Origin of the sequence: Uliginosibacterium sp. 31-12 (genome assembly GCF_030548425.1) — a bacterium.
GTDB classification, from domain to species: domain Bacteria; phylum Pseudomonadota; class Gammaproteobacteria; order Burkholderiales; family Rhodocyclaceae; genus Uliginosibacterium; species Uliginosibacterium aquaticum.
Map to the genome: position 1 here is coordinate 15,204 of NZ_JAUOOA010000006.1, position 19,258 is coordinate 34,461.

Below are 19,258 nucleotides of genomic sequence, written 5' to 3' on the forward strand. Positions count from 1 at the left end.
GGTCTCCTCACCATGATCCAGATCCAGAACGTTTCCAAGTGGTATGGCCAGTTCCAGGTGCTCACCGATTGCACCACCAGCATCGCCAAGGGCGAAGTGGTGGTCGTCTGCGGCCCCTCCGGCTCCGGCAAGTCGACCCTGATCAAGTGCGTCAACGGCCTCGAGCCGGTGCAGCAGGGCAAGATCATCGTCGACGGCATCCAGGTGAACGCCCCCGCCACCAACCTGCCCAAGCTGCGCTCGCACGTCGGCATGGTGTTCCAGCACTTCGAACTGTTTCCGCACATGAGCATCATCCAGAACCTCGCCATCGGCCAGGTCAAGGTGCTCGGTCGCAGCCAGGACGAAGCCAATGAACGCGGCATGAAGCTGCTCGATCGCGTCGGCATCAAATCCCACGCCAACAAGTTCCCGGGCGAGCTCTCCGGCGGCCAGCAGCAACGCGTGGCGATTGCCCGTGCGCTGTCGATGGACCCGATCTGCATGCTCTTCGACGAACCCACCTCGGCGCTGGACCCCGAAATGATCAGCGAAGTGCTCGACGTGATGGTGGACCTCGCGCACGAAGGCATGACCATGATGGTCGTCACCCACGAAATGGGCTTTGCCCGCAAGGTGGCACACCGCGTGGTGTTCATGGACCAGGGCAAGATCGTTGAGGATGCCAGCAAGGACGAGTTCTTCGGCCAGCCGCGTTCGGACCGTGCCCAACAGTTCCTGTCCAAGATCCTCAACCACTGAGAACCAGACGGAGCCATGAGGACTGAGTGCCGAGCAGCATCTCGCGGCCCTCAGCCCTCAGCCCTCACGCCATGCCACGTCTAGCCTTGATTGCCACCGGCGGAACCATCGCCGGCAGCGGCTCGCAGGAGAACTACACCGCCGGCGTGCTCGGCGCTGATGTGCTGCTCGGCGCGGTCGCGGAGTTGCGCCGGCTGGCGGACTGGCATGTGGAGCAGCCCTTTGCACTGGACAGCCGCGATATGGAACCGGCTCACTGGCTGCTCCTCGCGGCCCGTGTGCAGGCCATGCTGGACGACCCGGCCATCGACGGCATCGTCATCACCCACGGCACGGACACGCTGGAGGAAAGTGCCTTTGCGCTGGACCTGTTGCTGCCTGCCGGCAAGCCGGTGGTGCTCACCGCCGCCATGCGCCCGGCCACCAGCCTGTCCTCCGATGGTCCGCTGAATCTCTTGCAAGCCGCCTGTGTGGCCCTGCATCCGGCGGCACGGGAGCGCGGCGTGCTAGTGGTGGCCAACGGCCTGATCATCGCGGCACAACAGTTGCGCAAGACCAGCACCCATGCTGTCGAAGCGCTGCAGCCACAGGCCGGCGCGGCGCCCCTCGGCCAGGTCATAGGTGAAATCGTGCAGCTGCCCCCCGGCCAGCCGCCACGCTCCGCGCCACTGCAAGTCCAACCGGGCGAATTGCCGCGCGTAGACATCCTGTATGCCCATGCCGGCGCCACACCAGATCTGATCGCAGCCTGTGTCGCCGCTGGCGCACGTGGGCTGGTGCTCGCCCTGAGCGGTCACGGCTCCATCCCACAATCCTGGCGCCCGGCGCTGGCACAAGCCCGGGCGAGCAGCCTGCAGGTGGTGCGCGCCACGCGCATCAGCGCGGGTGGTGTGTGGCCAAATTGCAACGAAGACGATACCGCTAACGGCTGGCTCGCCGCCGGCCCGCTGAGCCCACAGCAGGCGCGCGTGCTCCTCATCCTGGCACTGGCCGGGCAGGCACACCCTGATCCGCAGCCGCTCTCCGGACTATTTGCGCGCTACCACGCCTGAGACCGGCCTCGCCCAGCCCCGTTAGCAAGGGGGAAACCCCTGTGTAAAAGCGCCTGACACCCCTTGGAGCAGCCCTCTGGTCATGTTGCCAGCCCCTTCGGCGAGGAGTTGAATCGATTCATCCTGCGGGTGAATCGGCGGTCACACAGTTTTGCAAGAAAGGGCTGCCATCCACCTCAAGTTCAGCGCTGCTCCGACGTTAGCGTATTTATCCACGCAAGCGCCCACGGCAGCCGGGCTGATTGCGGGAATCGGGGTGAGGCCTGCGCCGCACTCTGCTCAAATCGACCACGCAGATGGTAACCAGCATGAACACGATGACCCGCCCCGCCCCGGCAGCAATCGAAACCTACAGTGACGAAGTGCTCAATGCCAACTGGCTGCCCCAAGCCATGCTAGCCGCCCTGGGCTTGCCGCCCGGCAACACGCGCAGCCGCCATGCCCGCAGCAGCAGCGTAAAGGATCCGGAGACCTTCATGGCGCGCCTGTACCGCGCCCAAGAATAAGCCCAGCCTCCGGCTTGACGGCTCGAGCAGGTCGCCACGAGCGATCTGCACACCTACCCGCACCACTGTAGCTCAACGCCGGCCGGCGTTGCTGGCCACCGCCGGCGCAGCATCACGTACCAGCCGCATATAGGCCAGCGCCGATTCATTCATGATCTGGCTGATGCGCTCGCTGGTCGTAGCCACATCGCGACGTGCGAACTCGAAACTCTTCTCGCGATCATTCACGGCCAACTCGAAGAACATCCACTGCTGCCGCGCAACCTCCAGATTGGCGCGAATCGTCGGGGTGTTTTCGGCTGCAGCCGCCAGCTCGCCGAAGGCAGCCTTGAATTCCTTGCGGGTCTGCTCCAGATCCACCTCCGCAGCCTTGCCACCCATTCCCGCCCGCATCTGCATATAGATACGCGCCAAGCGCTGCGCCAGCATGTCGCTGCGCGAGGCCAGGTCAACCAGGCGATAGAGTGGCGACTCCTGCGCCAGATCGAACTGCACGGCCAGGCTCTGCGCCGCAATCGAGATCTGCTCGGCTTCAGCCGACAGGCTGCTCGCGGCCGGGCCATTGAGTGGGGCCTCCAGAGCTTTGCGGAAACTCTCCCATTCACTCCCCATACGCCGTGCCGAGCGCGCCGCCGAACCGCTTTGGGCCGCGGCCTGCACGATCGGCAGGCAACGCTCGAACTCGGCAATGCTCTCGGCCAGACGCTGCTGCGCGGGTCCCTGCTCCACGCCCACACGGGCCTGCAGGTAAAGCTTGGCCTGACGCTGAGCCAGGCTACGCAGCTTGCCGGCCGCTTCCATCGGCGTCATCACGGCCGGCGAGGACGGCGCTGCCACGGCCGAGCAGGCGAAAGGAAAGCACAGGATCAGGCAGCGCGCCCACCAGCGTGAATTAATGCACATTTATTTATTACCAAAGTAGTAAGCAAATGTGAATTCTGCGTTGGCTGCATTAAAGCCAGATGACACCCCCGGTCGGTGCTGGACTTGAAGCCCGGCCCAGCAACGCCATCGCGAGAACTACAGGGCGTGGGTACGATCCCCGCGCAGAACGCCGAGCCAGGCTTCGTCGAGGCCACGCGTCAGCAACAGCACCTTGAACAGCTCGCCCATTTCATGCGGCGCCACCAGACGCAGGGCCGCGCGCGCAGCGCGCAGATAGGCCGGCGAATCACTGGGACCAACGCTGCCCAGCAACTCAAGCACACCACAGTTCTGCAGGAAGCTGGCCTGGCTGGTGTAGCCGGCCACGCTGAAGCCCGCTTCATGGGCTGCGGTCGCGATGGCCGTAAAATCAACGAAGCTTGTGATGTCATTAAGGCCGGGCCACAGCAGCACTTCGGGGTGGGCGCGGTGGCGGTAGTAGCACTGCAGGCTGCCGCTAGAGCGGCTGGGCAGGTAGTACTCAGCCTGCGGATAGCCATAGTCGATCAGCAGCAGTGCCCCACGTTCGATGCACGAAGCCCACTCAGCCACCCAGGCCTGGGCGGCAAGACAAATCTCGCTGAGGTATTCCCCCTCCTCCGGCATGTCGACGGGCAAGGCCTCGGCGGCTGCCAGCAGACGACCCGCAGCCGGGCGATCCTGCCAGGCAAATTCACCCTCCGCATCGAGCACCACACCGCGCTCGAAAATGGCGCCGTCGCGCCACACCACCAATTGCACCGGCATCACGTCGAGCACTTCGTTGGCCAGCACGCAGCCACTGAAATTTTCGGGCAGTGCATCCAGCCACACCACCCGCCCAGCCAGATGCGGCACCCGGGCCTGAATAGCTTCCGCCTGACGCACGCGCAGCTCGCCCGAGAGTTCAAGGATGCCGTACTGCGCGGGCAGGCAGCCACGCGCTTCAAGCTCCAGTAAAAGGTCGCAGGCCAGCGCCCCGGTACCAGCGCCCACCTCAATGAGCTCCGGAGCAGAAGCCTCCATGATCTGCAGCACCTGCGCAGCCAGTGCGCGGCCAAAAAGCGGCGAGATTTCCGGTGCGGTCACGAAATCCCCGTCCGGACCAAATTTGCGCGAGCCGCCGCTGTAGTAGCCGAGACCAGGGGCAAACAGGGCCAGCTCCATGAAGCGGGCAAAGCCGAGCCAGCCGCCGGCATCACGGATCTCCGTGGCGATCCGGGCAGACAGGCGGGCGGAATGTTCCAGCGCGTCGGCGCCGGGAGCGGGAAGCTGATTGTGCATAGCCGGATTGTAGCGGCGGCGGTGCTCGCCCGGCATCCACTACAATGACGCACCTGTTCAAAGCGCCCGCCCATGTCCGCCAGCCAGTCCCTGCCGCTTTTCCCGCTCCAGAGCGTGCTTTTCCCGCACAGCCGGATGAACCTGCGAGTCTTCGAAGCCCGTTATCTGGACATGATTGGCCGCTGCATGCAGGCCAATGCCCCCTTCGGCATCTGCCTGATTGCCGAAGGCAGCGAGGTGGGCGCCCCGGCCCTACCGCACCGCATCGGCACCGAGGCCCAGATCGTGGACTGGGACATGAGCCAGCCCGGTATCCTGGGCCTGGTCGTACGCGGTGGTCGGCGCTTTCGCATTCTCGAGCAGGAGGTCGATTCCCAAGGCCTCCTGACCGGCGAAATCGAATGGCTCGGCGAGCCCGACAATGAACCGCCTGCAGCGGAATTCCTGAATCTTCTACCGCTGCTGGCCGTGGTATTGAAGGACGCGGGTGAAGCACGCATTCCACGCCCCTATGCACTCGATGACGCGAGCTGGGTCGGCTATCGCTATGCCGAGATCCTGCCGATCCAGCCTCTGGCGCGCCAGCGCCTGCTGGAGCTCGATGATGCCCAGCTGCGCCTGCGCATCATTGCAGATTACCTCACTCAGCAAGGCCTGCTGAAGAGCGCCAGCTGATGCCGCCAGCCTATTGATTGTTTCAACGAATCAATCATTTGGCGGTTGCAGCCTACCATTCATAGCGGATATCCGCCCCTCGTCCGACGCTGGCGTAAAGCGTGACGGATTCCCTTGTACGCCGAAGGGGAAGCGATCGACACTCAGCACTCACCTGCCCCTAAAATGGACCGGAGAATCTTTCCGGGAGAGATGCCATGAGCGATTCAACGATGGATTTCAGCCAAACCATGCTGGAACTGAACGAAGCCATCAACCAGCTGCGCGAGCGCGAGCCCGAGGATGTCTGCTGCTCCTTCTGCGGCAAGCCGCAGTCTGCCGTAGGCATGCTGGTGCCGGGGCCCAACTCGGTCTATATCTGCGACCTGTGCGTCACGCGTGCCGCGCGCCTGATCTCAACCCGCAGCTAAGCCTCCAGTAGCTTGCGGATCGGTGCCGGGAGCCCCAACTGCGCCAACGCCTCACGCGACACCCAGCGCAAGGCCGCCTGCGCCACGCCAGGCGGCACGCGAGCGAGGCAAGTCCGCCAGGGCTGGATTTGCAGACGGAAATGGGTAAACACATGCTGCACCGGCGGCAGAGCCTCCCAGTTCTGAGGCGCCTGACCCAGATAGCGTAGCGCGGCCTGCGCCGGTGTTTCGCCCTCGATCATTTCGGGCAGGCTGAAGAGCCCTCCCCAGATCCCCTGCAGCGGCCGCTGCTCAAGCAAAACAGTGCCTTCAGCCTCGATCAACAGCAGCTCGGCACTGCGCTGAGGCTGCGCTTTCTTGGGCCGCGGCACCGGCAGACTGGCAGTCAAGCCATGCGCACGGGCATGACAGGATTCACTCAAAGGGCAAGCTTCACAGCGCGGCCGGCTGCGCGTGCACAGCGTTGCACCCAGATCCATCTGGGCCTGCGGATAGATTTCGAGCCCGGTCTCCGGCAGCAAGGATTCCGCCAAAGCCCACAGTTGCTGCTCCACCGCCCGCTCGCCGGGGAAACCACTGATGCCGAAATGCCGGCACAGCACGCGCTTCACATTGCCATCGAGAATCGCCACCCGCTCGCCGTAGCAGAAGGAGGCTATCGCCGCAGCAGTCGAACGGCCGATCCCAGGCAGGCTGGTGAGTAGCGCTGCGGTGGCCGGGAAGCGCCCACCATGCTCACTCATCACGGCCTGTGCGGCCCGATGCAGGTTGCGCGCCCGGGCGTAGTAGCCCAGCCCGGCCCACAGCGCGAGTACCTCGTCGAGCGGGGCTGTCGCCAGCGCAGCAACATCCGGAAAACGCACCAGAAAACGCAGGTAGTACGGGATCACCGTATCCACCTGGGTCTGCTGCAACATGATTTCAGACAGCCAGACACGGTAGGGATCGCGTGTGTTCTGCCAGGGCAGGTCGTGGCGGCCATGTTGGCGCTGCCAGGCCATCAGGCGGGTAGCAAAGTCACTCATGGGGCCGGAGCCTAGCATCGCTGACGACCGTCCGGGCCCAGAAGTATCGCACTCCGCTCAAGGCAGCCCCCCGCTGTGCCGCTAAGCAAGGAAGTTTCCGCATATTCCGGGTGTGATCATGGGCAAATTTTCTGCTGGGCTGCTCTGTGCCGTATGTTGCCTGCCACTGCAGGCGGCCGACTGGCTAGTGGTAGCCAAAGACAAGCTGCGCAGCATCGAGATTGATCGAGGCAGCGTAATGGAGTCCGACGGTGGCTCACGAGTAGCTTGGGGGCGCATCGTGCTCACCGAGACTCAGGCCGACAAAGCCGGCTACAAGACCCTGCGTGCACTGAACCGTTACGACTGCCGCACGCGCAGCTTCACCCTCGTCAAACGCGTCTATCTGTCGGCAGATGACCGCGTACTACGCGAGGAAAACGTTGATGCCAGCAGCCCCAGCGTCGTTCGCCCGGGCACCGTCGATGAGCGCTTCCTGAACGAAATCTGCCCGCCTCCTGCCGCTGAAACAGCGAAGAAAACCAGCCCGGCCAACAAACGCAGCCTGCAGGAAATCGCCGATGAGGCCGGTCGGCGTGCCGCCGCGGCCGGCAGTACGGAGGGCAGCGAGCGTCCCTTTCGCCGGGCCGAGCTCCGGCTCGTCAAGGACGAATCCCCCGCCGCCAGCGCAAAGCCAGCCGCTCCGGGCTCCACAGCCGCTCATGGAGAAATCTCCGCCAAGCCGCCGCTGAACCCGGAACCCAAAGCCGCCAGCCAGGAAGCTCCCACTCCGCCGGTGTATCGCGCGGCACCGCCGCAATACATGCCCCGGCCGGTCGCACCGAAAGCCCCCAAAGCCCCGGCCAGCCATGAGGTCGCGGCGGCTCCGGTAGCTCACAACCCACACGCCCACTGGAGTTACGAAGGCGAGACCGGCCCTGAATTCTGGGCCTCGCTGAATCCGGCCAACAGCACATGTAGCCGCGGCAGCCGGCAATCCCCGATCGACATCCGCGACGGCATCCGCGTCGATCAGGAGGAGCTGCTCTTCGACTACAAGCCCTCATATTTCCGCATCGTCGATAACGGCCACACGATCCAGGTCAATTACGGATCCGGCTCCATGCTCACGGTCATGGGGCGCAACTACGAGCTGCAGCAATTCCACTTTCATCGGCCGTCCGAAGAGCGCGTCGGCGGACGCTCCTTCGCGATGGTGGCGCATCTGGTGCATAAGGATCTGGAGGGGCGCCTGGCGGTCGTCGCGGTACTGATCGAGGAAGGCGCAGCCAACCCTCTGATCCAGACCCTGTGGAACAATCTGCCGCTGGAGAAGAACGAGGAATACACGCCAAAAGCCTCCATCCGCATGAGCGAACTGCTGCCCGCCAGGCTCGATTACTACAGCTACATGGGCTCACTCACCACCCCGCCGTGCACCGAAGGCGTGCTGTGGCTGGTGCTCAAGCAACCGATGAGCCTATCGCGCGAGCAGATCGAAATCTTCAGCCGCTTCTATAGCAACAACGCCCGCCCGCTCCAAGCCCAGAAGGGACGCGTAATCAAGGAGAGCCGCTAGGCAATGGAAGGCGCCGCGCCAGACCGTAGAACACCGGCTCGGCGCCACTTGCCCGTGCGGCGACATGGCCAAGGGTGGCGGCCAAAATCAGCGGGATCATCAATTGCTGATTGCTGCTCATCTCCAGCACCACCACGAAGGAGGTGATCGGGGCCTGAGTCAGCCCTCCCAGATAGGCAGCCATGCACAGCAAGGCCAGCGCCCCAAGCGTGCTGCCGGGGCAGAGAAACTCTACGAAACCGGATAAACCGGCGCCGATGGCCAGCGAAGGCGCAAAAATGCCGGCCGGAATGGAAGAGGCGAAAGTGATCAGCAGAGACAGCATCTTCAGCGGACTGTAGTACAAGGGCATACTGGCGGCGCTGGTCACGGCCTGTCGCGCCTCCTCATAGCCGGTTCCCCATGTCAGCCCGCCACTGGCCAATCCTAATAAAGCGGCGCAAAGCCCGCAGGCCGAGGCAAAGTACATCGGCCGCCCGACCCGCAAGCTGCGCAGGCGCGCCGGCAGAAGGCGTTCGACGTTGATCGCGGCACGCGAAAAGAGGCCGCCAGCCAGCCCACCCAATACACCGCACAGCAAGAGCGCATCGAGTTCGCTGAACACAGCCAGAGTGGCCGCACTGCGGCCGAAATACAGGTAGTTGCCAAGCAGTGCAGTTGAAGCCAGACCTGCCAGTACGACAGCCATCAGGGTGGTGGCATTGGCATTGAAGCTGCGCTTGCGGCTGAGTTCCTCGATCGCAAACATGATGCCCGCCAATGGCGTGTTGAAAGCCGCGGCGACCCCGATCGCACCACCAGCCACCAGCAACTGGCGCGGGCTCGCAGCGTGACGCAGGTAGGACCAGCGCGCGCCCCCCTGCATGATCGCAGCCCCCAGAAAGATACTTGGCCCTTCACGCCCGGCTGCCGCGCCCCACAACATGGCCAACGGCGTCAGCAGGAGTTTGCCGAGTGCGGCACGAAAGCCTGGCATGCGCACCCCATGATCGAGGGCAGCGGCGACCGTCTGTGGAACCCCACTCCCCTGCGTACCGGCAAAAATCCGCAGGCTCAGCCAGCTGCTCAACGCAAAACCGGCCGGCATCCACAGCAGGGCCAGCCAGGGCGACATCGCCATCAGCCGCAGGTGCATCAAGGCCGCCCAATCCGCCAGCACCGCCAGCAGGATCACCCCGCACGCAGCCAGCAGGGCCAGCGCACCGAACAGCCCCCGCCCCTGCCAGCGCCCGGCCCGCAGCGGAATCCGCCAACTGCGTGGCAACTTCGCCATCAGTGCTTCAAATCGCACATGCCTCTCCTCGTCTAAACAGCAACGAACTCATGCAAGCGACGTGCCTTCAGCCTTGCGCATCCAGCGCCTCACCCAGAAAACGCTCCAGGCGCACATCACCGCCATAAGCCACGTTCAGGCGCAACCACGGAGATGCCTGGCCTTGCGGGCGGAACAGGGTACCGGGCGCGAGAATGATGCCCTGCTGCGCAGCGCGTGCGGCCAGCGCTACGGCATCGTCCACGCCGGGAATCCTCGTCCAGATGAAGACCCCGCCTTGCGGCGCGATGAAGGGCGTGAGCCCCACCTTGTCGGCCAGGCGCAGGGTGCGCGCACTGGCCTCACCGAGACGGTTGCGCAAACGCTCCACATATTTTCGGTAGTGCCCCTCGGTCAACATCCGATACACCATATCCTCGGCCGCTTCAGGGGTGGCCAGCGAGGTCAGCACCTTGATGTTGGTGAGGGCCTCGGTGATGTCCGGACGGGCCGCCACAAACCCCACCCGCAGATTGCCGGACAGGGTCTTGGAGAAGCTGCTGATGTAGACCACCCGATCCAGGTGATCGAGTGCCGCCAGGCGCGTCGTAATGCCCGGATGCAGATCACAGTAAGTATCGTCTTCGACGATATGGAAATCGTGGCGCGCCGCGCACTGCAGGATGCGATAGGCATTAGCTGGCGAGAGACAGGCACCGGTCGGGTTATGCAACACCGACTGGGTGAAATACACCTTCGGTTTGTGTTCGGCGGCCAGGCGCTCAAGCTCGGCCGCATCCGGTCCCTCGGGCGTCCACGGCACACCGATCAGGCGCGCACCATGCAGGCGCAACAGGCCGAAAAGCGAGAAATAGCCTGGATCATCCACCAGCACCGCGTCACCGCGCCGGACGAAGTGGTGCACCGCCATATCCAGCGCTTGCGTGGCACCATGCGTCAGCACAATCTGCGCCGGCTGCACCGCGATACCCAGTTCGGCCAGCTTGAAGGGCAGATGCTGGCGCAGCGGCAGGTAGCCCTGCGGGCAGCCGTAGTCGCCCAAATTGCTGCCCTCGTCGCGCAGCATGGCACGTAACTGGCGCCGCAAGCCCTCCTCATCCAGCCAGCTGCGTGGCAGCCAGCCGGCACTCGCGCGCAAGCCCTCGGCCCCCGCATCCAGTGCCTGACGCATCAACCAGGCTGCATCCACAGCCGCACTGGCAATCGGTGCGGGATGAGGATTACTCGCTGGCAAGCTGCGATTAGCGACGTAAAAACCGGACCCACGGCGCGACTGGACATAGCCCTGAGCCACCAGCCGGTCATACGCCTCGACCACCGTGAAGCGGCTCACCTCATGGTTTTCGGCGAACTGGCGGATCGCCGCCAAGCGTGCTCCCGGGCGCAACACGCGATCTTCGATCTGGCCACGAATGGCGTGCACGATCTGATCTACGAGCGGTACGCCGCTCTCGGGGGAAAGGCTGATTTGCAGCATGTGTCGGCTCCTCCGGCCATGTCCGTGCCGGTGATTGGACCGGTACAGTGCGTTGCATTGCCAGAATTATTGTACCGGTCGGAAAACAGAATTGTCCGCTATTGTCTTGCTGCACGACAACAAAACCGGGAGCCATCATGTTGCCGCAAACTACCTCAGCCACCTCCAGTTTTTCACGCCTGCAAACCCTCGCACTGTGCGCTGGCGTCATCGCCATCCCACTCCTGCTGGGCCTGGCCGGCGAGAAAATGCGCGCCATCACGAGCCCGGCTCCGACGCTGCAAAGCTTCGACGCCAGTCGCCAGATGCTCTATGTAGCGCAGGCCGATGGCAGCGTGCGGGTGCTGAACCTGCGCAACACCGTCGGCGAAATCGGTGCTTTGCGCAGCGCCGAACGGCGTGAGGTGCGAGCCATGAAGCTGCAGGCAAACGGTCACGAACTGTGGCTGCGCGGCGACGATGCCGATTACCGCTACGACGCGCACAGCCTGCGTCTGATCGCTCGCGAAGCATCCGTTGCGCAAACCCTGGCCATGAGTGCACCGGCCGCCGGCCCGTTGCAACGCTGAACAAAAGAAACGCAGAAAAACAAAAAGGGACCACGAAGGTCCCTTTTTCATTTCGCCAGAATCTCTGGCGAAGCACCCGGCACTTACTTCACACGGCTCTTGTATTCATCGGTACGCGTATCGATTTCGATCTTGTCGCCGATTTCAACAAAGGCCGGTACCGGCAGTTCGAAACCGGTCGCCAGGCGAGCCGGCTTCATCACCTTGCCGGAGGTATCGCCCTTCACAGCAGGTTCGGTGTACTCGACCACGCGGACCACGGAGGTGGGCAGCTCAACCGAGATGGCCTTCTCGTTGTAGAACACCACTTCGCACTTCAGACCGTCTTCCAGATACTTCAGCGCGTCGGTCATGTTGTCGGCTTCGATGTCGTACTGGTTGTACTCATCGTCCATGAACACGTACATCGGCTCGGCGAAGTAGGAGTAGGTCACTTCCTTGCGGTCGAGTTGAACGACTTCAAACTTGTCGTCAGCCTTGTAGACGAATTCAGAGCCGGCTTCGGTGAGCAGGTTCTTGAACTTCATCTTCACTTGAGCGGCGTTACGGCCACCCTTGGAGTATTCAGCGCGTTGCACGACCAGCGGCTCGGAGCCGACCATCACGACGTTGCCGACGCGGAGTTCTTGAGCGGTTTTCATAGGGGACACCTTAAAGCGGCGCCCGGATGTGCGCCTGACAAGTTTACAAAGCCGGGCATTCTAGCAAGTTTTTACAGAAAATCAGCAGCTTGGAAGCCAGATCAGGCTCTGAAACAAGATTTTTTGTCCATCGCTGTGCGTGCTTCTGCAAGCCCGGCAGCTCGGCCAGCAGATCGGGCCAACAGGCGTCAGCCCCCTCCTCGTCTTCCCAGGCCTGCCAGAATTTGCACTGCGCACGACTTTCCATTTCCCCCAGAGTCTTGCAGTAAAGCGCGAGAAAAGCCGCCAGCTTGGGAAGATGGGCGCCCTCCTCCTGCTGATAGATGTGCCACACCAGAGGCCGCGCGGCCCACTGGGCACGCACAAAGGAATCTTCGCCGCGCACGAAGTTCAGATCACAGGCGGCCAGCAGCAGGTCGTAATCCTGCTGGGAGAGGAAAGGCAGGAAAGCCAGGCGCAGGCGCCCCACCTGCGGAAGCGGCCGGTGGGCGCGAGCCGGCATATCACCGCCGTTGGCCACGCCCTTAGCGGCAAGCCAGGCCTCAATCTGCGGCAGATGCCGCCCGGCAGTGACAGCGCAGAAGATTTCACGCTCGCCGTTTGCCCAAGCATCAAGCAGGCCCGGCAGCGCAGCGTTTTCATAGGCAAACATCGAGATCTTCAAGACCTCATCTGCCACGCAAGCGCCGCTGATGCGCTGCCAGAATGCGTTCTGAGCCGAGGCACTCGATTGAAATATGTGCAGCGTGTCGACCAGCCGGCTTTCGCGAATCAGACCACCAGTTGCTGGCGTAAAACCCGGAAAGAAGAAGTGTTTGACCAAGGGCAGGCGTGGATGCGGCGAGGGCAAGGCATGGCTGCCGGCGGCCCAGTCTTCCGCGGTGAGGTATTCGAGATTGATCCAGACCGGCCGGTGGGCGCGCGCCGCCATTGCCCGCACGTAAGCCTCGGGTGGGTCACAAGCAAAAGCTTCGATCACGAGATCAGCAGCTTCGGCCTGCACAGCGTCCCGCCAGCGGCAAATGCGCACCCCAGCCACCTCCTGCACCGCGACATCCACCGCCACGCCCCCTTCCAGCCGGGCAAAGACTGCCAGATCATCGACCCACAAGCACACGGCCAGGCCATGCTCGGCCACCAGTTGTCGGGCAAGGCGCCAGCACACACCGATGTCGCCATAGTTATCGATGACTTTGCAGAAGATGTCGCAGCGCGTGACGGACATGACAGGATTGATCAGAATGCGGGGTCCCCACATTGTCCCAGCAAGTCACAACAAGATGGAAAAACAGCTCAAAGCCGATGTGCGCGGCCTGCTTGGCCGCCTGCCGATGTTTGCCGCCGTGGATGGCGAAGCGCTGGACCGGATTGCCGCCAGTGTCACTGAACATCGCCTGGCGCGCGGTGATGTGCTGTTCCGCCAGAACTCGCCCTGTACCGGCTTCTATGTGGTGGTACATGGTCAGATGAAGCTGGCGGTGACGGCGCCCAACGGCAACGAAAAAGTGCTGGAAATCATCCCCGCCCACATGAGCTTCGGCGAGGCTGTGATGTTCCTCGGCCGCCCGTTCCCGGTGACTGCCGAAGCCCTGACCGACTCGCTGATACTGGGCGTGCCGCGCGACCCGGTGCAGGACCTGATCGACAGCGACAAGCTGTTTGCCCGCAAGATGCTGGCCGGCCTGTCGCTGCGCCTGCACTCGCTGGTCAAGGATGTAGAGGGCTATGCCCTGCGCTCCTCCACCCAGCGCCTGATCGGCTACCTGCTGCGTGAGGCGGGAGACGATGCCGCCGGCCCGGTCGAAATCGACCTGCCAACCAGCAAACAGGTACTGGCTTCGCGTCTCTCGGTCACCCCCGAGACCTTCTCGCGCATTCTTCACAACCTGTCGGCCGACGGGCTGGTGGAGGTGGATGGCAAGACCATCCGCGTCGCAAACCTTGCCCGCCTGCGCGACCATGAGGCCTGACGGCCTCCGAAACTTGTCAGACAAAGGCGCTAGAATGCTGCAATGCAGCTGACCCGCAACCAGATCCAGCTCTTTTCCCTCATTGCCGTCTCGATGCTGGCCCACATCACGATGGGGGGCGGGCGGATCGCTGCATCGCTCTACATGCTCAAGCATGGCGGCTCGGAAGCCCTCGCAGGCATTGCCTACAGCGGCTACAGCCTGCTGCCGGCCCTGCTCTCGCTTGCGATGGGTAAATGGATAGACCGGGTCGGCGCTCGCAAGGTGATGCGCACCAGCCAGCTGATCATGATCGCTGGCCTGGCCCTGCCAGCCTTGCAACCTTCCATGTTCACCGTCCTCGGCGCCGCGCTGGTTTGCGGTTTCGGTTTTGCCAGCTACATGCTGGCCGCGAACGTTGCCGTCAGCCTGATGCCTTTCCAGCACGAGGGCGAGCGCGTGGGCATGCTGGGCTGGCTGGGCATGGGAAATTCGGTGGCCGCCGTTGGCGGGCCGACCATTGCCGGCTTCGTGATCGACCACGGCGGCTTTGCGGCCGCCTACGCCACGATGGCTGCCATCGTGCTGGCCAGCCTGGCCATGTCCTTCTGTGTAAAAGTACCAGGAGGCGAAGCACAGCCACGCAAGGGCAAGGGGCAAGGCAGCAGCGTGGTAAAAATGGTGTTCTCGGATCCTCGCCTGCTACGCATCTACCTGCTGGCGATGGCGGTTTCGATGGCCTACGACTGCTTCGCGTTCATGACACCGGTGCTGGGGCATGAGCGCGGCCTGTCGGCCACGAGCATCGGCCTGATCATGTCCTGCTTTGCGGTGGGCACGTTCTCCTCGCGTGCGCTGCTGCCCTGGCTGTCCCGTCGTATGGTCGAATGGCGCTTGATGACGCTAGCCTATGCCATCACGGCGACAAGCTTCGTGTTGCTGCCATTTGCGCATCAGGTCTGGCTGCATGCCGCACTCGGCTTCTGCTTCGGCCTGTCCGCAGGCGTTGGTCAACCCGCCATCCTGGGCCTGATCTACCGGGTGATGCCAGCTGACAAAGCGGGTGAAGGTGCCGGCCTACGCGCCATGATGGGGAACACCATGGGGCTGACCGCACCCTCCTTGTACGGCGCAGTCTCCGGGCTGGTCGGTGCAACGCCAGTCTTTCTGGGTGTCGGTCTGGTCGCCGGTTTTGCCAGCTGGCAAGCGGACCGCGGCTGGCGCCTCAGTCGCCGGAGTTGAAGCGGGCGCGGTCAAAGCATCAGAAGCTGATCGCCATACCCAGAGACCAGCCGGACACCCCTTCACCAAACACATGACGCGCCACCAGGCGGGCGCGCTGAGTCAGCGGCAACCAGGTCGCGCTGGTATCCAATTCCAGACCAAATCCGAGCGAGAACAAACGCTTGAAACCCAAGGCATAGGCCTGATCACCGAAAAATTCGGAGTAGGTGCCTTCATAAACATAACGAACCGGCCGTTCGAACGCGACCCAACCGGTCGGCACCCGCAGTCGGCTCCATACATTCAGGCTTTCTGCGGTGGCACTGCCATTCATGGACGCATCCAGATCGCTCTTGGTGCGCAGAGTGACGTTCGTATAACGAATCTCCAGATCCGTGTCGTACTCAGGCGTGAATTTCTCCCAATCCAGCATCAGCGAACCGCCATTGCCATAGGCGCTCATCTTGCCGCCTTTCAGAAAATCGATATCCGAGCCGGTCCTGTAATTGATGAAACTCGCCGCAAGCGAAGCATCGCTACTGACATAGCCCTGGGTGTAATTGAAGATGGGTCGCAGAGAGAGCTCCGGCATCAGCTTAAAGTCCCAGCCAAGGCCTACAGTCACCGAAGCGGTATTCCATTTCGTCGGAACTTCTCGCTCTTCCGTACCGTTGCTGACAAGGAATTTCGGATCAAAGCGCGAGTAGGCCGCGTTCCCCTCCATATAAACAGGCACGTCTTTGCTCAGCGTGAAGCCGCCCCCCAACTGGGACATCTGCAAATTCGGATTACCCGTCGAGCCACTGCTCAGTGACAGGGAGCTGGTGGTGACGTCCGGCGTAATGGTGAAGGTCATCAGCGTCAGCACTGCATCAGCATTCCTCTTTACGTTCGTGCCGATGACTTGCTGCGCCTGTGCTTCCGACAGCGCACCCGCAGAGAACAGAAGGAGGGCCGCAAGACGGACTTGAAAGAAGCAGAGGCGAGGGTTGCGCATGGCATTCAAGGCAGAAGTAATGAAGTGATTCTGAGCGTACACTCCGAATGCTGCAATATGCCTGCAGGGACGGTCTCCATCGCAAAAGTCAGTACGGGAACCACGCCGAAGTATGCAAGTCGAACCAGTAAGCCCCGATATTTCAAACACTTCTGTTATTCACTCAGCGCACTCATGCTCCATCCAACCAACATCGAATTGCTCGCCGCGATCCTTTTTGCGCTGGCCCTGATTCACACATTCTCCACCCGCCTGTTTGAACGCTTGGCTCACCAGCACCCCAAACACGGAGGACTGTTTCACCTGCTGGGCGAAGTCGAGGTCGTCTTCGGCTTCTGGGCGATGGTGCTGTTCGTACTGATGCTCTTCCTCGATGGCAAGACTGCTGCTACCACTTACGTTTCTTCACGCAGCTTCATCGAGCCCCTGTTCGTGTTCGTCATCATGGTCATCGCAGCCAGCCGACCGATCATGGAGATGGCAGCACATCTAGTCAGAAGTCTGGCCAGACGCTTGCCACTTCCCCGCGACACGGCCCTCTACATTCTCTGCCTGGGGCTGCTGCCGCTGGCAGGCTCTTTCATCACCGAGCCCGCCGCAATGACCGTCGCCGCCTTGATGCTACGCGACAACTTCTATGCGCGCGAAATGAGCGAGCGCTTCAAGTACGCCACCATCGGTGTGCTCTTTGTGAATATTTCTGTCGGTGGCCTGCTCACCTCCTACGCGGCCCCCCCTGTGCTGATGGTGGCGGGCGCTTGGGGCTGGGACACCGGCTTCATGCTTAGCATGTTCGGCTGGAAGGCCGCCGTTGCGGTGCTGATCAATACCGCTACAGTCTGCTGGCTGTTCCGTAAGGAGCTGATGAACCTGCCTGAACGCGAAATGGCCGGCGGAGCGACGACCCCGTTAGCGGTCAATCTTATTCATATAACATTCTTGGCCGCCACGGTTTTCTTTGCCCACTACCCTATCGTTTGCATCGGCCTGTTAATGGCGTTCATCGGCTTCACGCATGCCTACAAGCGCTACCAGAGCCCATTGATGGTGACCGAAGCCTTGCTGGTGGCTTTTTTCCTCGGTGGTCTGGTGGTGCTCGGAGGCTTGCAGGAATGGTGGCTGAGCCCACTCCTGATGAGCATGAGCGAACAGGCGGTATTTTTCGGCGCCACCGCGCTGACAGCGATTACCGACAACGCAGCACTGACCTATCTGGGCTCACTCGTTGAAGGCCTCAGCGATGGCTTCAAATACGCCCTGGTTGCCGGGGCGGTCGCTGGAGGCGGCTTGACCGTGATTGCCAATGCACCGAACCCGGCCGGCGTTTCGTTGCTGCGCGGCCACTTTGCCGACGAATCGATCGGCACGCTGCCACTTCTACTGGCCGCATTGCCTCCCACGCTGGTCGCCATGGCGGCGCTATTCCTGCTTTGAGCGCAGCACACGTAAAAAAGCCTGCTGATGTGCGGGCTTTTTTACATGTGCCAACGCGGAATCAACGATCGTAAGGATCATCCTGATCCAGCACATCCCGCTGCCGCTGCACGAACTCCTGAGTGGAATCGATCCCACGCAACTGTAGGATGGTGTTGCGCACGGCCGCTTCCAGCAGCACAGAAAGGTTGCGGCCCGCAGCCACTGGCAGCACAACCCGGCGCACCGGCACCCCCAGAACATCCTGCGTGTCTTCATCATCCAGCGCCAGGCGCAGGGGCTCGTTCTGGGCCCCGGTACGGCGCTGCAAGTGGGCGATGAGCTTGAGCTTCATCTTGCGTCGGCAGGCCGTTTCGCCAAAGATGGTGCGGATATTGAGAATGCCCAGGCCACGTACTTCGAGGAAGTCCTTGAGCATGTCCGGACAACGGCCTTCCAGCACTCCGGCGGCTACGCGCGAGATTTCGACTACATCATCAGCCACCAGACCGTGGCCACGCGAAATCAGTTCCAGCGCCAGTTCAGACTTGCCGGCCCCCGAGTCGCCGGTGATCAGCACCCCGACCCCCAGCACATCCATGAACACCCCATGCAGTGAAACCCGCTCGGCCAGCTTGCGCGAGAGATAGGCGCGCAGTACATCGATTATCCGGGCGGACTCCAGCGGCGAAGCCATTACTGGCACCCCAGCCTCATCACAGGCGCGGCGGAAGAGCTCGGGCACTTCACAGTCATCTGCCACGATCATGCCGGGCGGGGTGGCGGCAAAAAGATCCATCATGTGCAGATCGAGCTTATCCCGGCTCTGCCGGCGCGCCCAGGCGAACTCAGCCTCACCGAGGATCTGCAAACGATTCGGGTGAATCATGTTGAGGTGGCCAACCAGATCAGCGGGCCACACCCGATTGTCAGACACCGACAGGAAGGAATCCAAACGCCCGGCCACATGGCGCAGCTGCAAGGCTGCGCGATTGACTTCAAACAGCTGAGCTACGCTCGCTCGCCGCATGGAGGCTCCAGTTCTGGAAGGCTGCCGCAATGGCGGCGGAATCTGGTGCGCTCAGCAGGGTGTCACGAAACCCCTTGTCACTGAACATCTGGGCGAGTTCGGCGAGCAGACGCAGGTGGGTCTCATTGGCCTGCTCCGGCGCCAGCATCACGAAGAACAGACTGACCGGCAACCCATCCGGCGCATCAAAAGGGATCGGGCTAGCTGTGCGCAGGAAAGCGCCCAGCGGCTCTTTGAGACCTTTGATGCGCTGATGCGGAATCGCAATTCCCATCCCAAGCCCTGTCGAACCAAGCTTTTCGCGCTGGTTCAGTGCATCCACCAGCTTGCGGGCCGCGAGGCCACTGTCGCGCTCGCACAGCTCGCCAATGGCGGCGAACAGGCCGTCACGCGCGGAGGCCGCTACATCGACACGGATGCGCACGGGGTCAAGGATCTGCGAAATCAGGTTCATGAGTCTTTACAGCACAGCGGCGAGTCTCCGGACCGGAGCTCGCCGCTTTCTGGGTTTCAGAGCGGTTGAGGCAGAAA

20 protein-coding genes are annotated in these 19,258 nt (G+C 62.5%); 10 read left to right on the plus strand and 10 right to left on the minus strand.

What is annotated here, in order from left to right; translation table 11 throughout:
• Positions 1-12: 12 nt before the first annotated feature.
• From Q3Y64_RS12170 to Q3Y64_RS12180, 3 genes are all read left to right on the plus strand, one after another.
• Positions 13-741 carry an amino acid ABC transporter ATP-binding protein gene (locus Q3Y64_RS12170; RefSeq protein ID WP_101940969.1) on the plus strand — a complete coding sequence of 243 codons (729 nt, stop codon included), beginning with the start codon at positions 13-15 and terminating at the stop codon, positions 739-741.
• Between the two features lie 71 nt (positions 742-812).
• On the plus strand, positions 813-1,793 hold the full coding sequence (locus tag Q3Y64_RS12175) for an asparaginase (protein ID WP_303562213.1): 981 nt from the start codon (positions 813-815) through the stop codon (positions 1,791-1,793).
• 308 nt (positions 1,794-2,101) lie between these two features.
• The gene (locus Q3Y64_RS12180; RefSeq protein WP_101941049.1) at positions 2,102-2,299 is read left to right on the plus strand and encodes a hypothetical protein; all 198 of its coding nucleotides are present in this window, start codon (positions 2,102-2,104) and stop codon (positions 2,297-2,299) included.
• Between the two features lie 72 nt (positions 2,300-2,371).
• Here the strand turns inward: Q3Y64_RS12180 and Q3Y64_RS12185 are convergent, their stop codons facing one another.
• Together Q3Y64_RS12185 and Q3Y64_RS12190 are read right to left on the minus strand one after the other, a co-directional pair.
• Positions 2,372-3,202 carry a hypothetical protein gene (locus Q3Y64_RS12185; protein ID WP_303562216.1) on the minus strand — a complete coding sequence of 277 codons (831 nt, stop codon included), beginning with the start codon at positions 3,200-3,202 and terminating at the stop codon, positions 2,372-2,374.
• 117 nt (positions 3,203-3,319) lie between these two features.
• The gene (locus tag Q3Y64_RS12190) at positions 3,320-4,486 is read right to left on the minus strand and encodes a class I SAM-dependent methyltransferase (protein WP_303562218.1); all 1,167 of its coding nucleotides are present in this window, start codon (positions 4,484-4,486) and stop codon (positions 3,320-3,322) included.
• 72 nt (positions 4,487-4,558) lie between these two features.
• Here Q3Y64_RS12190 and Q3Y64_RS12195 point away from each other — a divergent pair, with 72 nt between their 5' ends.
• The gene (locus Q3Y64_RS12195) at positions 4,559-5,161 is read left to right on the plus strand and encodes an LON peptidase substrate-binding domain-containing protein (protein WP_303562220.1); all 603 of its coding nucleotides are present in this window, start codon (positions 4,559-4,561) and stop codon (positions 5,159-5,161) included.
• A 197-nt stretch (positions 5,162-5,358) separates the two neighbouring features.
• A complete protein-coding gene (locus tag Q3Y64_RS12200; RefSeq protein ID WP_216821637.1) occupies positions 5,359-5,571 on the plus strand; it encodes a ClpX C4-type zinc finger protein in 213 nt (70 codons plus the stop codon).
• On the opposite strand, the gene mutY is transcribed toward Q3Y64_RS12200, so the two are convergent.
• Entirely contained in the window at positions 5,568-6,596 is a 1,029-nt protein-coding gene (gene mutY / locus Q3Y64_RS12205) for an A/G-specific adenine glycosylase (RefSeq protein WP_303562223.1), read from the minus strand. The two genes, Q3Y64_RS12200 and mutY, sit on opposite strands and share 4 nt — an antisense overlap.
• A gap of 118 nt (positions 6,597-6,714) precedes the next feature.
• Between mutY and Q3Y64_RS12210 the strand changes: the two genes are divergently transcribed.
• Positions 6,715-8,154, plus strand: coding sequence for a carbonic anhydrase (locus Q3Y64_RS12210; RefSeq protein WP_303562226.1), 1,440 nt, complete (start codon positions 6,715-6,717; stop codon positions 8,152-8,154).
• Here the strand turns inward: Q3Y64_RS12210 and Q3Y64_RS12215 are convergent.
• A complete protein-coding gene (locus Q3Y64_RS12215) occupies positions 8,138-9,445 on the minus strand; it encodes a chloride channel protein (RefSeq protein ID WP_303562228.1) in 1,308 nt (435 codons plus the stop codon). The genes Q3Y64_RS12210 and Q3Y64_RS12215 overlap by 17 nt on opposite strands.
• A 49-nt stretch (positions 9,446-9,494) precedes the next feature.
• Positions 9,495-10,904, minus strand: a complete 1,410-nt coding sequence (locus tag Q3Y64_RS12220) for a PLP-dependent aminotransferase family protein (RefSeq protein ID WP_101940963.1) — start codon at positions 10,902-10,904, stop codon at positions 9,495-9,497.
• 137 nt (positions 10,905-11,041) lie between these two features.
• On the opposite strand from Q3Y64_RS12220, the gene Q3Y64_RS12225 reads away from it, so the two are divergent.
• Positions 11,042-11,473, plus strand: a complete 432-nt coding sequence (locus Q3Y64_RS12225; protein ID WP_101940962.1) for a hypothetical protein — start codon at positions 11,042-11,044, stop codon at positions 11,471-11,473.
• Between the two features lie 83 nt (positions 11,474-11,556).
• On the opposite strand, the gene efp is transcribed toward Q3Y64_RS12225, so the two are convergent.
• Together efp and earP are read right to left on the minus strand one after the other, a co-directional pair.
• Entirely contained in the window at positions 11,557-12,114 is a 558-nt protein-coding gene (gene efp / locus Q3Y64_RS12230) for an elongation factor P (protein WP_101940961.1), read from the minus strand.
• A 43-nt stretch (positions 12,115-12,157) separates the two neighbouring features.
• Positions 12,158-13,339, minus strand: a complete 1,182-nt coding sequence (gene earP / locus Q3Y64_RS12235; RefSeq protein WP_303562234.1) for an elongation factor P maturation arginine rhamnosyltransferase EarP — start codon at positions 13,337-13,339, stop codon at positions 12,158-12,160.
• A 55-nt stretch (positions 13,340-13,394) separates the two neighbouring features.
• On the opposite strand from earP, the gene Q3Y64_RS12240 reads away from it, so the two are divergent.
• Both Q3Y64_RS12240 and Q3Y64_RS12245 read left to right on the plus strand, forming a co-directional pair.
• Complete coding sequence (locus Q3Y64_RS12240) at positions 13,395-14,084, plus strand: Crp/Fnr family transcriptional regulator (protein ID WP_101940959.1); 690 nt, start codon at positions 13,395-13,397, stop codon at positions 14,082-14,084.
• A 42-nt stretch (positions 14,085-14,126) separates the two neighbouring features.
• Positions 14,127-15,305 (plus strand): MFS transporter, encoded by a 1,179-nt coding sequence (locus Q3Y64_RS12245; protein ID WP_101940958.1) that lies wholly within the window; start codon positions 14,127-14,129, stop codon positions 15,303-15,305.
• A gap of 19 nt (positions 15,306-15,324) precedes the next feature.
• Here Q3Y64_RS12245 and Q3Y64_RS12250 read toward each other — a convergent pair whose 3' ends face one another.
• Positions 15,325-16,326, minus strand: coding sequence for a hypothetical protein (locus Q3Y64_RS12250; RefSeq protein WP_216821636.1), 1,002 nt, complete (start codon positions 16,324-16,326; stop codon positions 15,325-15,327).
• A gap of 132 nt (positions 16,327-16,458) precedes the next feature.
• On the opposite strand from Q3Y64_RS12250, the gene Q3Y64_RS12255 reads away from it, so the two are divergent.
• Positions 16,459-17,718 carry a putative Na+/H+ antiporter gene (locus Q3Y64_RS12255; protein WP_101940957.1) on the plus strand — a complete coding sequence of 420 codons (1,260 nt, stop codon included), beginning with the start codon at positions 16,459-16,461 and terminating at the stop codon, positions 17,716-17,718.
• 61 nt (positions 17,719-17,779) lie between these two features.
• Here Q3Y64_RS12255 and hprK read toward each other — a convergent pair whose 3' ends face one another.
• Entirely contained in the window at positions 17,780-18,727 is a 948-nt protein-coding gene (gene hprK / locus Q3Y64_RS12260; RefSeq protein WP_101940956.1) for an HPr(Ser) kinase/phosphatase, read from the minus strand.
• A complete protein-coding gene (locus tag Q3Y64_RS12265; RefSeq protein ID WP_101940955.1) occupies positions 18,696-19,181 on the minus strand; it encodes a PTS sugar transporter subunit IIA in 486 nt (161 codons plus the stop codon). Before Q3Y64_RS12265 ends, hprK begins: the two co-directional genes overlap by 32 nt.
• Positions 19,182-19,258 lie beyond the last annotated feature (77 nt).

Coding starts and splice junctions, on each gene's coding strand:
- Q3Y64_RS12170 (WP_101940969.1), top strand. CDS start 13: ATGATCCAGATCCAGAACGTTTCCAAGTGGTATGGCCAGTTCCAGGTG.
- Q3Y64_RS12175 (WP_303562213.1), top strand. CDS start 813: ATGCCACGTCTAGCCTTGATTGCCACCGGCGGAACCATCGCCGGCAGC.
- Q3Y64_RS12180 (WP_101941049.1), top strand. CDS start 2,102: ATGAACACGATGACCCGCCCCGCCCCGGCAGCAATCGAAACCTACAGT.
- Q3Y64_RS12185 (WP_303562216.1), bottom strand. CDS start 3,202: ATGTGCATTAATTCACGCTGGTGGGCGCGCTGCCTGATCCTGTGCTTT.
- Q3Y64_RS12190 (WP_303562218.1), bottom strand. CDS start 4,486: ATGCACAATCAGCTTCCCGCTCCCGGCGCCGACGCGCTGGAACATTCC.
- Q3Y64_RS12195 (WP_303562220.1), top strand. CDS start 4,559: ATGTCCGCCAGCCAGTCCCTGCCGCTTTTCCCGCTCCAGAGCGTGCTT.
- Q3Y64_RS12200 (WP_216821637.1), top strand. CDS start 5,359: ATGAGCGATTCAACGATGGATTTCAGCCAAACCATGCTGGAACTGAAC.
- mutY (WP_303562223.1), bottom strand. CDS start 6,596: ATGAGTGACTTTGCTACCCGCCTGATGGCCTGGCAGCGCCAACATGGC.
- Q3Y64_RS12210 (WP_303562226.1), top strand. CDS start 6,715: ATGGGCAAATTTTCTGCTGGGCTGCTCTGTGCCGTATGTTGCCTGCCA.
- Q3Y64_RS12220 (WP_101940963.1), bottom strand. CDS start 10,904: ATGCTGCAAATCAGCCTTTCCCCCGAGAGCGGCGTACCGCTCGTAGAT.
- Q3Y64_RS12225 (WP_101940962.1), top strand. CDS start 11,042: ATGTTGCCGCAAACTACCTCAGCCACCTCCAGTTTTTCACGCCTGCAA.
- efp (WP_101940961.1), bottom strand. CDS start 12,114: ATGAAAACCGCTCAAGAACTCCGCGTCGGCAACGTCGTGATGGTCGGC.
- earP (WP_303562234.1), bottom strand. CDS start 13,339: ATGTCCGTCACGCGCTGCGACATCTTCTGCAAAGTCATCGATAACTAT.
- Q3Y64_RS12240 (WP_101940959.1), top strand. CDS start 13,395: ATGGAAAAACAGCTCAAAGCCGATGTGCGCGGCCTGCTTGGCCGCCTG.
- Q3Y64_RS12245 (WP_101940958.1), top strand. CDS start 14,127: ATGCAGCTGACCCGCAACCAGATCCAGCTCTTTTCCCTCATTGCCGTC.
- Q3Y64_RS12255 (WP_101940957.1), top strand. CDS start 16,459: ATGCTCCATCCAACCAACATCGAATTGCTCGCCGCGATCCTTTTTGCG.
- hprK (WP_101940956.1), bottom strand. CDS start 18,727: ATGCGGCGAGCGAGCGTAGCTCAGCTGTTTGAAGTCAATCGCGCAGCC.
- Q3Y64_RS12265 (WP_101940955.1), bottom strand. CDS start 19,181: ATGAACCTGATTTCGCAGATCCTTGACCCCGTGCGCATCCGTGTCGAT.